The following is a 13426-nucleotide window of genomic DNA, read 5'->3' on the forward strand; positions in this document are numbered from 1 at the left end:
CCGGTCCCGCGACCGGAAGCAGCGCCGCCGCCGGAACGGGCACAGGCCCCGCCGGTCCCGGCGGCCCCCGCCGCCGCAGCGGCCCCCTCGCCCGGTACCGCCGTCTCCCCCTGCGCTCCCGGCTCGCCCTCCTGGTCGCCACCGCCGTCGCGCTCGCCGTCGCCGCCGCGTCCGTGACCTGCTGGTTCGTGACGCGTGAGGCGCTCGTCAGCAACCTCGACAACGCGCTCAGCAACAGCCGTATGAACGACGGCGACGTCGTCCGCCAGATCGAGATCGACGCCGATGCCGGGCAGGCGCGCTGCCTGCGCCAGCTCCCCAAGCGGGACGCCACCAGCGGGGTCGACCGGACCACCGTCCAGGTCGTCACCAGGACCGGCGAGCAGTGCGTGATCTACGGGCGGCAGTCCGTCGCCGCCACCCCCCAGGACTACGCCGTGGCCGCGGGGCAGACCGCCGAGTCCTGGCACGACGCGCTCGCCTCCACCGGCGAGAAGTACCGCGTCTACACCTACCAGCTCAAGGCCTACCCCCACCTCCAGCTCGCCGTGTCCGTCTCCCGGCCCCTCAGCGAGGTCAACGACCCCCTCGACACCCTCGCGCTGATCCTCCTCGCGGTCGCCGGGGTCGGTGTGCTGCTCGCGGGCGGGGCCGGACTGTGGGTGGCCCGCAGCGGCCTGCGTCCCGTCGACCGGCTGACGTACGCCGTCGAACACGTCGCCCGTACCGAGGACTTGAGCCTGCGCATCCCGGTCGAGGGCGACGACGAGATCGCCCGGCTCTCCGCCTCCTTCAACGCGATGACCGCCGCCCTGGCCTCCTCCCGCGACCTCCAGTCCCAGCTGATCGCCGACGCGGGCCACGAACTCCGCACCCCCCTGACCTCCCTGCGCACCAACATCGAACTGCTCTCCCGCAGTGAGGACACCGGCCGCCCGCTCCCCCCGGACGACCGCAAGGCCCTCCTCACTTCGGTGAAGGCCCAGATGACCGAACTGGCCTCTCTCATCACGGACTTGCAGGAACTGGCCCGCCCCGAATCCGTCCCCGGCCACGCCTCCCCGAAGGTCGTGGGCTGGCACGACCTGATGCGCACCGCCCTGGAACGCGCCCGCCTGCGCGGCCCGGAGCTGACCTTCGACGTCTCCCTCGCCCCCTGGTACGTACGGGCCGAACCCCCGGTCCTGGAGCGGGCGTTGGTGAACATCCTCGACAACGCGGTCAAGTTCAGCCCGCCGTCGGGCACGATTTCCGTACGTCTCCACCTCGGCGAACTGACGGTCCGCGACCAAGGCCCGGGCATCCCGCCCGCCGACCTCCCGCACGTCTTCGAACGCTTCTGGCGCTCCCCCTCCGCCCGCGCCCTCCCCGGCTCCGGCCTGGGCCTGTCCATCGTGGCCCGCGCCATCCGCGAGGCGGGCGGCGAGGTCGCCCTGCACGCCCCGCTGGACGGCGGCCCGGGCACGGAGGCGGTCGTCCGCCTGCCGGGAGCACCGACACCGCCACCGAGCGAGGTTCCGTAACACCTCCCCCCCTCGCCCTCACCCCACCGCGAGCCGCTCCACCAGCAACGACACCCGCTGCCCGGCGTCCTCCGGGGGGAGGCGGCCCGCGCGGGTGAGGGTGGCGAGGCCGTGCAGGGCGGCCCAGAAGGTCTCGGTGAAGAGGGGCGGGGCGACCCCCTCCCCCGCGACCTCGCCCAGGCTCTCCAGCAGTGCGGCGAAGGCGTCCTTGAGGGGTTCGGGGGTGTCCTCCCTCGCGTAGGCCAGACCGCCGTCGAGCTGGAAGAGGGCGTCGTAGACCGCCGGGTGGCGGGCGGCGAAGTCGAGGTAGGCGTGGGCGAGGGCGGCGACCCGTTCGCGGGGGCCGTTCGCGGCGGAGGTGGCGGCTCGTATCGCCGTGGCCATCTCGGTGGCGCCCTCCAGGGCGACGGCGCCGACGATCTCGCGCTTTCCCCGGAAATGGCTGTAGAGGACGGGTTGGCTGTACTCGATGCGCTCGGCGAGCCGCCGGGTGGTGACCGCGTCCCAGCCCTGCTGCTCGGCGAGTTCGCGGGCGGTGGCGACGATGAGGCGTTCCCGCTCGGCCCGTTCGCGCTGCTTGCGTTCCTGTACTACCGACATAACTGAACCCTAGCACCGCTAGACAAACGAGCGACAGTAGGTCTAGCGTTGCCACATCACCTAGCAACGCTAGATCGATCTCAGGGGAGTCGTCATGCTGGATGCACTTCAGGTCGCCACCACCGTTCTGGTCGGACTGATGGTGGGGGTGGAGTTCTCCGTCGCCTTCGTCATGAACCCGATCTTCAACTCGCTCCCGGAGGACGCCGATCAGCAGGCCCGCAGCAAGGGCGGCCGGATGCTCGGGGCGCTGATGCCGTTCTGGTACATCGGCTCGCTGGTCCTGGCGGCGATATGGGCGGTCGCGGCGTGGGGGGTGGCGGGCACGGGGCTGGTGGTCACGGCGGCCGGGCTGCTCATCCTGAGCGTGGTGATGTCGATCCTGCTCCTCGTCCCGATCAACAACCAGGGCAAGAAGTGGACGCCGGAGAACCGGCCGGCGGACTGGAAGCAGCAGATGAACCGGTGGGACCGGTACCACTACGGCCGCGTGGCGGTCATCATCGTCGCCTTCACCCTGCTGGTCGTCGCCCTGGTCTGACCCACCCGGGCCCCCGGGTCACGAACATCTCGCCGCCGGTGCGGCAGCGCCCCTTCAGGGGGCACGAACATCTCGCCGCCGGTGCGGCAGCGCCCCTTCAGGGGCGCGGGGAACTGCGCGAGCAACCACGACGAACCTGCACGGGTCGGAGACCCACCACCCCCTGCACGGGACCTGTCCCCCCCTTGCCCCTGCGGGTTTAGGTGAAGGGGTGGGGCTGGGGACCCCCTTGCCCCGGCGGGGCGGGGCTGCGCGTGCCCGGTGCCGGGAGGCGGGCCGGCGCCTGGGCGGTGACGCGCGTCCGGCGCAGGTGCTGGGCCAGGGGCGGCACCCGGGTGGGCCGGGAGCGGGAGGGGCCGCCCCCTTGCCCGCCCGTCCCGCCCCCGGGGGGCGGCCCCGCCGCCCAAGGCGGCTAGGGGGAAGGGGAGGGGGGCGACCCGCCGCCCAAGGGGGCTACGGGGGAAGAGAGGGAGGGCGGCCCCGCCGCCCAAAGGGGCGGAAGGGGAGGACACCGCCCCCCACCGGCCACGCGCTTACCTCCGAGGTAATCGCCCCCACCCCCACCCCCACGGCAACCTGGTGCACGTCGACGGGCCCCCGACGGGAACCCCGACCACCTGCCCAAGGAGCACGCATGACCGTCAAGCCCCCCGAGAACACCCCGAGTTCGACCGCCGAGACCACCCGCCAGATCGTCCAGGAGTTCGTGACGGCCCGGCTGGCCGGAGACGAGGAGCGGATGACCGAGCTCTTCGCGGACAAGGTCGACTGGCTGATCGCCGAGAACCCCGCCGCCCCGTGGATTCGCCCGCGTTCCACCGGGGCCGAATGCGCTGCCCAGGCACGGGAGTTGGCGGAGCACACGGTCCCGGAGGACACCACGGCCACCCTCGACGCCTTCCTCGTCGACGGCACCGACGCCGTCCTGATGGGCCACCTCTCGGGAACCGTGCGCACGACGGGCAAGTCCTTCGGCGGCCCGTTCGCGCTGCACCTCACCGTCGAGGACGGCCGGATCACCCGCCACCACCTCTACGAGAACAGCCTCTCGATCGCGGAGGCATGCACCGCGACCTGAACAACACCCCACACCCCACACCCGAAACCCCGCACGCTCAAGCGGACTTGAGCCCCCACGTTCATTCCAGAGCCGCAGGAACCGCCGCTTCCGCGATCGACTTCTACCGGCGCGCTTCCGACGCACACGAGGAGTTCCGGATCGACGCCCCCGCCGAGGGGGGGCCGAAGAACACCGTGGACAAGGTGCTGAAGGGGGCGCGGATACACCCGTGAAGCGGGCCGGGGCGAGGAGGGAGCGGCGGTCCTTGCCGTCCCGGCGGGTTGTGGCCCCTACCCTCTCGGTGGGATCAGCGTGGTGATGCCCGCGCACAGCAGGTCCAGGCTTCGGGTGAACCTTTCGTCCGGGCCGTGGGCCGAGGCGGCGGCCACTGTCAGGGGATAACTCCGCCGGAGCTCGGCGACGCCGTCCGGCGTGATCGGCGCCGCCGGTGGGTCGCTCTGTTCCTGGAGGACGTAACCGGTGATGTGGCTGAGGATCGTGTCGGCCGCGGTGGCGCAGTGTTCTGCGGGGACGCCCGCTTCGGCCAGGGTGTCGAGGAGGCGTTCCATCAACGAGAGCGCGCCGGGACTGAGGGTCTTCGGGCTGCCCGCGAGCAGGATCGCCCCGCCGGGGTGACGCCGGATGCTGTGGCGCAGGGCGACGGACTGTGCGGTGATCCGGTCCGGCCAGTGCGCCTGCGGGGGGAGTGCGGCCAGGGCGGCGGTGCCCTCGTCGTACGCCTGGCGGACCACCCGGTCGGCCATCAGCTGGAGCAGCGCGGCCTTGCTCGGCACGTGGTAGTAGAGGCTGCCCGCGTGCACGTCCAGCCGGTCCGCCACCTGCCGCACCGAGAAACCGTGGTACCCGGTCTCGGCGAACGTCGCCATTCCCGCCTCGACGATGCGCTCTGCGGTCAGCTTCATATGGCGCAGCCTAGCGAATGGTCATGACTTTTCAAACACTGTTTGAATCTGTTCCGGAGCGCGCTAGCGTCTTGATCGACCGGCGACGTCGTTCCGTGACGGCGCACATGCACGAAGGGGGGTGGCGACGATGGACGCAGTGCTGTTCAACGTGACCACGGCGGCATTGATGGTTCTGATGTTCAACGGGGGGCTGGCCCTGGTCGGCCGGAGCACGCTGCGGGAGCGGCGGATTCCCTGGGCGGCGGTCGGTCTGACCTGCCTGGCGCTCGCCGGGGTGGCCCTCCAGCTCTGCTGGTCGGGGGCGATGGGGGCGCTCGACGCCGACCCGGCCAAGTCCGGCTGGTGGCGGGTGGTCACGTCCGTCTTCCTACAGAACGGCGGCATAGGCGGCGCAGCCTGGAACATCGCCACCCTCGCCGCCGTCGCGGCCTTCACCGAGTGGTTCTGGGGCGCGCCGCTGACGCTCGGCCTGTTCGCCGCGGGCATCCTGCTGCCCGAGCAGATCGACAAGCTGTGGGGCCAGGTGGCGCACAGCACCGATCCGCGCAACTTCGCCGGAAGCTCCGGTGCCACCTATTTCCTGGGCGCGACGCTCGCCGCAGCGCTGCTGCTGTACGGCGGCGGCGACCGGAAGAAGGAAGAGGCGGAAGGCGTGCGGGCCAAGGCCGTGCGCAAGGAGAGGCTGTTCGCGCTCGGAGTGCCGGTGCTCGGGCTGGCGATGTGGCTGGCCCAGGAGAACGGGCACGGCCTGGTCTCCGACTACGGCTTCCTCCTCGGCGCCCTCGCCTGGGCCGCCTTCCGTACCGTCCTGCACCCGGACCGCGACCTGCGCAGGCCGGCCCGCCTCACGGTCGCCTCCCTGACCACGCCCTTCGGACGACGGGCCAGGAACGCCTGACGCGGAGCAACCGAAATATGCGCGTCCGGTTACGGAAACTCACCCACCCCGTCCGAGAGCCGCTCTCGCGTCCGCTCCTCGCCGCCCGCACCCCGGCCCGCCGGGAGATCCGGCACGGGCGCCACCAAGGCCGCTACCTGCGCCTACGTCGCCCACGCGACCGGCGCGGGCCGCCGCCCCGCTCCTCCCGCCGGACCTCCATCTCCCTGCGGATACGGGCGGCCTTCCCCCGGACCACCTCCGGCGAAGGACCGCACTCACGCACCGGCTCCGTGCTCCGGCACGGTCGGCACAGTCCGCCCGGCAGTTCTTCGGGCCGTCCGGCCGCTCCGCACCCGACGCACTCGGTCATGGGTACGCCGAGGGGGGTCGCGGGGATTTCGGGCGGCAGCTTGGCCAGCAGGCGCGACTGCACGAAGCCGAAGGGGTGCGTGACGCGGCCGGGCAGCAACAGGGTGAGTGCGTAGACGAGTTGGGTCTCGCTCGCCCCGCGCCGGAACCACTCCCCCGCCGTCTCCGCCAGCGCGTAACACTCACTCTCCGACAGCGCGAGCTGCGGCTCCCGCCGCCCGAGCCGGGCCAGCGCCCGGAAGCCCCGGCCCTCGTGACCGCCGCTGTCGGTCTCGCCGGGCTCGGGGTTGTCGTACCCCGACGCGGGGACGCTGTCCGTGAAGACGTCGTGCCACCAGGCGGCAGGCCGGGGCGTGCGGCTGAAGTGGGTCTCGGTGACGTGCCGGACGTTGCCCTCGTCGTCCATGAGGCCGATGCGGCGGCGGCGCAGGTGACCGGCGTCGGTGAGGCGGTTGAGGGCGGTGCCGATGGCGCACTGGCCGTAGTCGGCCATCTCGCGGGCGAGGGTCTTGATGCTGATGTCCGCGCCGTCGGGCAACCGGTCGATGTACTGCGCGATGGCCGCTTCACGCCTGGGCAGGTGTACGAAGTCGCCCTGGTGGCGTGGGTTTTGGTCGGGGGCGGAACGCTTCCCGAAGCCGGGGGTCGCCATGGGGTGGGCGGGGGCATGGACGGTACGACTAAGCTGGCCAACAGCCATGAGATCGTCTTTCTGAGTTGTGCGATCGGAATGGTCAGGCCTCTGTGTGGTGCGGCAAACACCCGCAGGGGCCGTTCTGTTGTGACGGACCGTACAGGCTCGCCACACGCTGCCGCCACTCGATCACAAAACGTCACCCGCCTTACTGAATCGGCGAGTTGGCGTCGCAACGCCGCTCGCGCGCGGGCTCGCGTGCGCGAAGGGCGGGTGGGTGGGAATGTGCCCACCAGCCTCTTCCGAGTAAAAGCGTCTCGACCCTGAGGTCCCGAAGCTCAAGCGCGGGAACCTCCCCGGCGCCCGCAGGTCCCGGGGGGGGGAGGCGTCGAAAAGTAGGACACTTTGCGGCTCAGATGTCCCACTTTTCTGGGCACGGGGGCGGATTCGGGTTGCGCGATCGAGTCCGGCTTACGCGGGCGGTGGCCCGGCGGGCTGCGGGAGCGGGTAGAGGACCGGGAGGGGGCCGTTGCAGGCCGGGCAGCGGCTGGTGCCGTCCAGCCACAGGACGATCTTCTGGCAGGCGGGGCAGAGGACCGCCTCGCCGCCGTCCTCGGCGCTCAATTCCGCACCGCCTTGCGGGTCTGCTGCTCCAGGAGGAGGGCGCCGGACCGCTGGACCTCGGCCTCCAGGGCGAGGAGGAGGTTGAGCCGCCGGGCGAGGTTGAGACAGTCGACCGCGCTGAGCCGACCGAGGTCGAGCGGGACACCGGGCTCGTCGAGGCAGAGGGTGAGGTGCGGGAGGAGGGTGCCCGCCTTGACCATGGCCGCGAAGAGCTCGTTGAAGGCGACGGTGGCGGTGTGGTTCTGCCGCTCCTGGGCGGTGTCGCGCGGGGGTGTGGTGGGGGTTCTGGGGTTGGGGGTCATGCCTCTTCTTCCTGCTTGCGCAGTTGAACTCCGGTTTCCTCCTTCCAGGTTGACCACTCAGGGTTACGATCGGTAGGAGTTCGCTATCGGAGCGCGATCGAGGTGTACGGCATATGCCACGAGTGCGGGAGCCAGACCCCAGCGAGAACATCGAGCAGTACATCGGGAATGTGGTCCAGGAAGCGCGGCTGGCCAAGATGCGGGCCAAGATCCCGGGCGAGGATTGGTCCCAAAGGGGGCTGGCCGTAAAGGTGTTCTCCAGCCAGTCACGCATCTCGGAGGTGGAGACCGGGGACGCACCACCGGATACAGCTCTGGCACGAAAGCTCGAAGTGGTTTTGGGGCTCCGCCCGGATCAGCTGGTGAACCTGGTCAAGATTCTGGATCAGGCCACATTCGTGGGGTACGCGAAGCCATTCCTGCACAAGCAGCAGGAAGCGGTAATGATCCACGCCTGCGGCCACATTGTGCCCGGCTTGCTTCAAACAGCGGACTATACGAGGGAGTTGATTCTTACTGCCAACGCAGGCAGCCCCGAGCAAGTCGAGCGCACGATTGAGCAACGCAGAGCGCGCCAGGCTGTCTGGGAACGCGCGGACCCGCCGTGGATGTCGCTCATTCTTGCGGAATCCGCCCTGTACGGTGCTACCGAGCCTCAGCTCGCCCGACTCCTGGAAGCCCACGAGACCCCGAACATCAACTTGCGGGTGCTGCCGAGCCGAGCAGGGCACATCGTGGGGACGCTGTCCGTCCTGACCCTCCCCGATGGAACCCGGGGCGCCTACACCGAGGGCTTCAACACCGGCTCGTACAGCGAGGAATTGTCCCAAGTCCTCTGGTACCAGAAGGTCTATGATCGCCTCGCCGCCCGCGCCCTCGCGGTCGAGGAATCAGCAATGGCAATCCAAAAGGCTTTGAAGAGGTTCCATGAGTAGCGAAAACCTGAACTGGCGCAAGTCCTCCTACAGCGGCCCCGTTGCTGACGACTGCGTCGAGGTCGCCGACAACACCCCGGGCCGCACCCACCTCCGCGACACCAAGCTCCCCGCCACCAGCCCCGTCATCACCATCACCGACAACGCCTGGAACGCCTTCCTGACCGTCCTCAAGTGAAGAGGCCGCAGTGAGCAGCTAGAGCCTGAACTGGCACAAGTCCTCCCACAGCGGCCCCGTTGCTGACGACTGCGTCGAGGTCGCCGACAACACCCCGGGCCGCACCCACCTCCGCGACACCAAGCTCGCCGCCGACAGCCCCGTCATCACCGTCACCGACCGCGCCTGGGGCACCTTCCTCACCGTGGTCAAGTAGCCCTCGGTGCAGAACACCGGCCGCCAAAAGTTGCTGCACAAGCTCTCGCGGCGGGCATCTCCCGCGTACGCGTGAGGTGTTGAAGGCTGAGGCCTTGTGGGTGGAGACCTTCACCGGGTTTCGGATGGACCGGTTCGAGAAGCTGGTGAAGATGGTGCGCGAACGCGGTGGCAACGGTCCCGGCGGAGGCCGGCCGTGGGCGCTGCCGCTGGCCGAGCGGGTGCTGCTGGTGGCCGTCTACTACCGCACCAACCTCACGATGCGCCAGCTCGCCCCGCTGTTCGGGGTCTGCCCGGCGACCGTCTGCCGGGTCATCCACCGGCTGCGCCCGCTGCCGGCCCTGGAGCCAGCCCCGCGGCCACTCACCAACACCCACCGGCTGTGGCTCGTGGACGGCACCCTGGTCCCGGTCCGCGACCGGCGCGTGGGCGCCTCCTCACACAACTACCGCTTCTCCGCAAACGTGCAGGTCATCATCGACGCCGACACCCGCCTGGTGATCGCCGCCGCCCGCCCGGCACCCGGCAACAAGGCCGACGCCCACGCCTGGCGCGAGTCCGACCTGCCCTCGAAAGGTGCGGGCGTCACCGTCCTGGCGGACGGCGCGTACTGGTGCACCGGCCTCGTCGTGCCGCACCGCACCGGAAACGGGCCAAGTGGCCGCTGCTGCGCGGCCAGGGCGAGGACAACGCCGCACACCGCAAGGTCCGCGCCCGGGTCGAGCACACCTTCGCCCGGATGAAGAACTGGAAGATCCTCCGCGACTGCCGCCAGAAAGGCCCTGGCCTCCACCACGCCGTCCAGGCCGTCGCCACCATGCACAACCTCACCCTCACCGGATGAAACCGCAGGCCAGAATCGCCCACCCGGCCTGCCCGCACGCACTCTTGTGCAACACCCTTTAGCCCAGAACCGCGCGACCGTGGTCTCGGCACGTGAAACGGTGCGCGGAGACACCCCGGGCCGGGCAGGATCGCGCACATGCTGATCGCTCATGAGGGCCTCTCGCCGACCGTGCACCCGACGGCCTACGTCGCCCCGAACGCCACCCTGTCCGGCGACGTACGCGTGGGAGCCGGGTGCCGGGTGCTGTTCGGTGCCGTACTCACCGCCGAGGGCGGCCCGGTGGAGCTCGGTGAGGACTGCATCGTGATGGAGAACGCTGTCCTGCGCGGCACGCGCCGCGATCCGCTGCGGCTGGGCCGACAGGTCCTGGTCGGTCCGGCCTCGTACCTGACCGGCTGCACCGTCGAGGACGAGGTGTTCCTGGCGACCGGCAGCAGGGTCTTCAACGGTGCGCGGATCGGGACGCGCTCGGAGGTGCGCATCAACGGCGTCGTACACCTGCGCACCGTGCTGCCCGCCGACACGACCGTGCCGATCGGCTGGGTGGCCGTGGGCGACCCGGCCCGTATTCTCCCGCCCGAGGAGCACGAGGCGATCTGGGCGGTGCAGAAGGAGCTGGACTTCCCCGGCTACGTCTTCGGCCTGGACCGGCCGGGCGACGGCGCGAGCCTCATGCCGGGCATCTCCGAGCGCTTCGGCCGGGCGCTCGGCCGCCATCGCGACGACCGGCAGGTCTGAGCCGCCGGCCGTGGCCTGCTCGAACTGCTCCCCCCTGCTGACGAGCAGCGGGCCGCGCCCCGTCCGCGTGGCGATGACAAGGACCGGGCCTCCGGGCACGGTGTGAACCGGACGGCCGCCGGAAACCGACGGGACTCACTTACGCCTGCACCTGCCCCCGCCCCGTCCAGGAGTCGCTATGTGCCCGCAGCCGCCGACCGCGCCGCACCGGCCGGCGCCGACAGCGGCCATCCTGGCCGGGGCCGCGTGGTCTGTGCCGTACATCGATCCGATCGCCATGACCGCCGAGACGTCCGACCTGACAGTGTTCGACGACCCCCCGCGAAAGTAGGACACTTTCCCGCCAATCTGTCCCACTTCTGAACGCACACCCACTCCCGGCGGAGCCGTCATCCACCAGCCGGGCGTGCCGTCAGAAGTCGCCCAGCAGCTTCGCTGCGGACTTGGGGTCCATCAAGGTCGACCAGGCCTGTTCCTTCCCCGCGAGCAGGCGCTCCGGCATGACGAACTCGGGTCCCCAGCCGCTGCGTTCGCATCCAGGTACGAGGTCGAGGCAAGGCAGCGAGCGCAGTGTAGGGCACGGTGAACGAGGGGCCAGGCGGTCATTCATCCTCGGGAACCCCGCCCACCGCGTCGCGCTGTTCCGGTGTGAGGCCCGTGAGCAGGGCGACGCGTGAACGATCGGTGACGTCCAGGACGCTGCTCATCGCTCCCTGCGTCCTGGCCCGCATCTCCTCGCGGTGCCGCGCGACGTAGTCCGTCACGGCGATGGCCACCAGGTCCTTCTTGGTGACGTTCATGAAGTGCGCCACGTGCGTGATGAGGCGGTCTATCTCGGGATCGACCTTCAGCGGGGCAGAGCCGCGGCCGCCTCGGGGTCCGGCCTTGTCCTTGACACTCATCCGGGGCTCCTCCAGCAGCAGGGATTCGCTACCCCAGGGTTCCGGTGGTTCGCGATACCGGTACGGGTGGGAGCCGCGTGCGTCATGCCGGGCAGCTCCGGGCGTTCCGGCCGGGCACTCGGCCGCCATCGCGACGACCGGCAGGACCGTCGGGTCTGAGCCCTGGCCGGCGCTCCTCGAACTGCGCACACCCGGATGGGGCCTGCACGCGGGGCCCTCGCGCACAGGCCGCACCACCGGTGCCGGTGCCGATGCCGGTACCGGAGCCACCCGGACCCGGCATCCGCCGGTCAGGGACTCAGCTCAGCCGGGCGGCGGCGTACGCGAGCATGGCGTCCCGCTGGTACGCGGCGAGCCCCGAAGCGATGGACTCGTACGCGGCGCGCCAGGTCTCGTTGCCGACGATGGAGTGGGCCAGAGCCCGGTAGTCCTCGGCGGAGAGGGCGCGCAGTTCGGTCAGGGCCCGGTACTGGGCGTCGGCCTCGGCCTGTACGGGCGCGGCGTCGGCCGGGTGGCCCGCGGCCATGAGTTCGGCCAGGCGGATCATCTGCGCCGTGCGCTCGCGGTGGGCGGCGTCGGCGTCGGCCTGGCTCATGGTGGCGGCGCGACGGCCGACCGCGTCGGCGAGGTCGGGGTGGTCGCCCATGTTGGGCTCGTAGTGGGCGGGCGTGACGCCCTCGAACAGGTTCTCCGGACGGTTGATGGTCATGGGTCGGTCGTCCTTCCTGGACTCTTCCAGTTCGGCAATGGTGCGCGAGACGGTGTCGGCCAGGACGTCGATCCGGTTCCGCTCCGTGAGGAGGCGCCGGTGGTGGCTGCGCAGGGCGTCCACCTCGTCGACCTGGTCGGACAGGATGCGGGCGATCTCCGGCAGACCGACGCCCAACTCCCTCAGTACGAGGATCTGTTGGAGCCGCAGCAGCTCGCGCTGCCCGTAGCGGCGGTGGCCGTTGGCGCCGATCCTGGAGGGTGGCAGCAGGCCGGTCTCGTCGTAATGGCGCAGCGTCCGGGCGGTGACGCCCGACATGCGGGCCACGTCTGCGATCGGCCAGTCCCTCTCCACGCTCTCACTCCCTCACGCGTGTGCCGCAGGGCCGGTCGTTCCGGCCCTGGTCACGACCGTAGAAGCTGCCGCAGCGGCAACTTCAAGCCCGCAGCGCGTACGAAATCCAGGGAATCCACGGAATTCACGGAATTCACGGAAGCGACCGGCCTCCTTCGCGCGGTGTGCGCTCACCTGCTGCGCAACGCCTCGATGAACCAGGTGAAGACCGGCGCCAGGGACGGCGGGACCGGCCAGCCGTTCAGGGTGGACAGGAGGTGCCAATAGCGTTCCGCGCGAGGGTCGTTGGCGACTTCCAGGCGGATCAGGAGCCAGCGGCGCAGGTCGGCGTCGTCGGTACGGGCGAAGACCTCGGCGTAGCGGGCGGTGAGGGCGTCGACGACGGGGGCCGCCCCGGCGGAGGCGGGGGCGATGCCTGCGGCGAGGGCGCGGCCCACCTGGTCGCGGACCGTCTCGGTGAGGTCGTGGTGCAGGCCGGTGGTGTCGCCCTCGGCGCGCTCGGCCGCCTGGTGCTCGGCCATCCGGCGCACCGCGGTGCGGAATTCCGGGTCCTGGGTGAGTTCGGCGAGTTCGATCCAGGCGTCGACCTGATCGGGCTCGGGGTCCTCCGGCAGCTCGGGCATGGCCGAACGCATCATCTCCACGAAGGCGGGATTGGCGTCCAGGCCGCCGAAGGTGGCGTCGATGAAATCGTGGACGTGGCGGCGGCGTTCGTCGTCGGAGAGTCGGGCGAGCTTGTGCATGAGGTCCATTTCCTCCGGGCTGGGGCCCCGCTTGGCCACCGCTCGTAACACCGCGCGACGCAGGCGAAGGGTGCGGATCTGCACGTCCAGGGCGTCGGCGTGGGCGGCCGCGACCTCGGGGACCGAGGCCTCCCGCTCCACCACCCGCCGGATGACGGCGAGTTCGAGGCCGAGGTCGCGCAGGGTGCGGACCAGGTCCAGGCGTGCGAGCGCGTCGATGTCGTAGAGCCGGTAACCGGCGGGGCTTCGGGCGGTGGACGGGACGATGCCGGTGTCGGAGTAGAACCGGATGGTCTTCACCGTCAGCCCGGTCCGCCGGGCCAACGCTCCGATCGTGTACAACGTGTCGTCGTCGTCCATGCCCCC

Annotated in this window: 18 protein-coding genes and 1 pseudogene; 11 read left to right on the top strand and 8 right to left on the bottom strand. The window is 70.7% G+C overall.

The genetic code is table 11. The features are described from left to right. Positions 1-110 precede the first annotated feature (110 nt). Positions 111-1523: an ATP-binding protein gene (locus tag ACIO3O_RS07000; RefSeq protein WP_401743426.1), complete on the top strand. Its 1413-nt coding sequence runs from the start codon at positions 111-113 to the stop codon at positions 1521-1523. An 18-nt stretch (positions 1524-1541) separates the two neighbouring features. On the opposite strand, the gene ACIO3O_RS07005 is transcribed toward ACIO3O_RS07000, so the two are convergent. Further along, complete coding sequence (locus ACIO3O_RS07005) at positions 1542-2123, bottom strand: TetR/AcrR family transcriptional regulator (protein ID WP_401742869.1); 582 nt, start codon at positions 2121-2123, stop codon at positions 1542-1544. A 94-nt stretch (positions 2124-2217) separates the two neighbouring features. On the opposite strand from ACIO3O_RS07005, the gene ACIO3O_RS07010 reads away from it, so the two are divergent. From ACIO3O_RS07010 to ACIO3O_RS07020, 3 genes are all read left to right on the top strand, one after another. After that, entirely contained in the window at positions 2218-2664 is a 447-nt protein-coding gene (locus tag ACIO3O_RS07010) for an anthrone oxygenase family protein (protein ID WP_401742871.1), read from the top strand. 634 nt (positions 2665-3298) lie between these two features. Then, complete coding sequence (locus ACIO3O_RS07015; protein ID WP_401742873.1) at positions 3299-3742, top strand: nuclear transport factor 2 family protein; 444 nt, start codon at positions 3299-3301, stop codon at positions 3740-3742. 47 nt (positions 3743-3789) lie between these two features. Further along, entirely contained in the window at positions 3790-3957 is a 168-nt protein-coding gene (locus tag ACIO3O_RS07020) for a hypothetical protein (RefSeq protein WP_401742876.1), read from the top strand. 57 nt (positions 3958-4014) lie between these two features. Here ACIO3O_RS07020 and ACIO3O_RS07025 read toward each other — a convergent pair whose 3' ends face one another. Beyond that, positions 4015-4647 carry a TetR/AcrR family transcriptional regulator gene (locus ACIO3O_RS07025; protein ID WP_401742878.1) on the bottom strand — a complete coding sequence of 211 codons (633 nt, stop codon included), beginning with the start codon at positions 4645-4647 and terminating at the stop codon, positions 4015-4017. Positions 4648-4777: 130 nt separating this feature from the next. Here ACIO3O_RS07025 and ACIO3O_RS07030 point away from each other — a divergent pair, with 130 nt between their 5' ends. Then, the gene (locus tag ACIO3O_RS07030; protein WP_401742880.1) at positions 4778-5548 is read left to right on the top strand and encodes a hypothetical protein; all 771 of its coding nucleotides are present in this window, start codon (positions 4778-4780) and stop codon (positions 5546-5548) included. A gap of 133 nt (positions 5549-5681) precedes the next feature. On the opposite strand, the gene ACIO3O_RS07035 is transcribed toward ACIO3O_RS07030, so the two are convergent. From ACIO3O_RS07035 to ACIO3O_RS07045, 3 genes are all read right to left on the bottom strand, one after another. Then, the gene (locus ACIO3O_RS07035; protein ID WP_401742881.1) at positions 5682-6599 is read right to left on the bottom strand and encodes a hypothetical protein; all 918 of its coding nucleotides are present in this window, start codon (positions 6597-6599) and stop codon (positions 5682-5684) included. Positions 6600-7004: 405 nt separating this feature from the next. Beyond that, positions 7005-7157, bottom strand: coding sequence for a hypothetical protein (locus ACIO3O_RS07040; protein ID WP_401742884.1), 153 nt, complete (start codon positions 7155-7157; stop codon positions 7005-7007). Beyond that, on the bottom strand, positions 7154-7459 hold the full coding sequence (locus tag ACIO3O_RS07045; protein WP_401742886.1) for a hypothetical protein: 306 nt from the start codon (positions 7457-7459) through the stop codon (positions 7154-7156). The genes ACIO3O_RS07040 and ACIO3O_RS07045 overlap by 4 nt, the downstream gene beginning before the upstream one ends. Positions 7460-7572: 113 nt before the next feature. Here ACIO3O_RS07045 and ACIO3O_RS07050 point away from each other — a divergent pair, with 113 nt between their 5' ends. The 6 genes and pseudogenes from ACIO3O_RS07050 (at position 7573) to ACIO3O_RS07075 (ending at position 10352) form a co-directional block, all read left to right on the top strand. Further along, positions 7573-8394 carry a Scr1 family TA system antitoxin-like transcriptional regulator gene (locus ACIO3O_RS07050; protein ID WP_401742888.1) on the top strand — a complete coding sequence of 274 codons (822 nt, stop codon included), beginning with the start codon at positions 7573-7575 and terminating at the stop codon, positions 8392-8394. Continuing rightward, a complete protein-coding gene (locus ACIO3O_RS07055) occupies positions 8387-8572 on the top strand; it encodes a DUF397 domain-containing protein (RefSeq protein WP_401742891.1) in 186 nt (61 codons plus the stop codon). Before ACIO3O_RS07050 ends, ACIO3O_RS07055 begins: the two co-directional genes overlap by 8 nt. Positions 8573-8597: 25 nt before the next feature. Beyond that, entirely contained in the window at positions 8598-8768 is a 171-nt protein-coding gene (locus ACIO3O_RS07060; RefSeq protein WP_401743429.1) for a DUF397 domain-containing protein, read from the top strand. Positions 8769-8919: 151 nt separating this feature from the next. Beyond that, a pseudogene (locus tag ACIO3O_RS07065) lies at positions 8920-9215 on the top strand (transposase family protein); the annotation flags it as partial. Then, on the top strand, positions 9150-9611 hold the full coding sequence (locus ACIO3O_RS07070) for a transposase family protein (RefSeq protein ID WP_401743432.1): 462 nt from the start codon (positions 9150-9152) through the stop codon (positions 9609-9611). The pseudogene ACIO3O_RS07065 and the gene ACIO3O_RS07070, both read left to right, overlap by 66 nt. A gap of 138 nt (positions 9612-9749) precedes the next feature. Next, positions 9750-10352: a gamma carbonic anhydrase family protein gene (locus ACIO3O_RS07075; protein WP_401742892.1), complete on the top strand. Its 603-nt coding sequence runs from the start codon at positions 9750-9752 to the stop codon at positions 10350-10352. A 602-nt stretch (positions 10353-10954) separates the two neighbouring features. Here the strand turns inward: ACIO3O_RS07075 and ACIO3O_RS07080 are convergent. The 3 genes from ACIO3O_RS07080 to ACIO3O_RS07090 form a co-directional block, all read right to left on the bottom strand. Continuing rightward, positions 10955-11254 (bottom strand): hypothetical protein, encoded by a 300-nt coding sequence (locus ACIO3O_RS07080; RefSeq protein WP_401742894.1) that lies wholly within the window; start codon positions 11252-11254, stop codon positions 10955-10957. Positions 11255-11552: 298 nt separating this feature from the next. Further along, on the bottom strand, positions 11553-12317 hold the full coding sequence (locus ACIO3O_RS07085; RefSeq protein ID WP_401742897.1) for a MerR family transcriptional regulator: 765 nt from the start codon (positions 12315-12317) through the stop codon (positions 11553-11555). Positions 12318-12487: 170 nt separating this feature from the next. Then, positions 12488-13420: a MerR family transcriptional regulator gene (locus ACIO3O_RS07090; protein WP_401742898.1), complete on the bottom strand. Its 933-nt coding sequence runs from the start codon at positions 13418-13420 to the stop codon at positions 12488-12490. Positions 13421-13426 lie beyond the last annotated feature (6 nt).

Source organism: Streptomyces sp. NPDC087440 (assembly GCF_044744005.1).
In the GTDB taxonomy this organism is placed as follows: domain Bacteria; phylum Actinomycetota; class Actinomycetes; order Streptomycetales; family Streptomycetaceae; genus Streptomyces.

Coding starts and splice junctions, on each gene's coding strand:
- ACIO3O_RS07025 (WP_401742878.1), bottom strand. CDS start 4,647: ATGAAGCTGACCGCAGAGCGCATCGTCGAGGCGGGAATGGCGACGTTC.
- ACIO3O_RS07045 (WP_401742886.1), bottom strand. CDS start 7,459: ATGACCCCCAACCCCAGAACCCCCACCACACCCCCGCGCGACACCGCC.
- ACIO3O_RS07090 (WP_401742898.1), bottom strand. CDS start 13,420: ATGGACGACGACGACACGTTGTACACGATCGGAGCGTTGGCCCGGCGG.
- ACIO3O_RS07075 (WP_401742892.1), top strand. CDS start 9,750: ATGCTGATCGCTCATGAGGGCCTCTCGCCGACCGTGCACCCGACGGCC.
- ACIO3O_RS07055 (WP_401742891.1), top strand. CDS start 8,387: ATGAGTAGCGAAAACCTGAACTGGCGCAAGTCCTCCTACAGCGGCCCC.
- ACIO3O_RS07035 (WP_401742881.1), bottom strand. CDS start 6,599: ATGGCTGTTGGCCAGCTTAGTCGTACCGTCCATGCCCCCGCCCACCCC.
- ACIO3O_RS07010 (WP_401742871.1), top strand. CDS start 2,218: ATGCTGGATGCACTTCAGGTCGCCACCACCGTTCTGGTCGGACTGATG.
- ACIO3O_RS07005 (WP_401742869.1), bottom strand. CDS start 2,123: ATGTCGGTAGTACAGGAACGCAAGCAGCGCGAACGGGCCGAGCGGGAA.
- ACIO3O_RS07080 (WP_401742894.1), bottom strand. CDS start 11,254: ATGAGTGTCAAGGACAAGGCCGGACCCCGAGGCGGCCGCGGCTCTGCC.
- ACIO3O_RS07050 (WP_401742888.1), top strand. CDS start 7,573: ATGCCACGAGTGCGGGAGCCAGACCCCAGCGAGAACATCGAGCAGTAC.
- ACIO3O_RS07015 (WP_401742873.1), top strand. CDS start 3,299: ATGACCGTCAAGCCCCCCGAGAACACCCCGAGTTCGACCGCCGAGACC.
- ACIO3O_RS07030 (WP_401742880.1), top strand. CDS start 4,778: ATGGACGCAGTGCTGTTCAACGTGACCACGGCGGCATTGATGGTTCTG.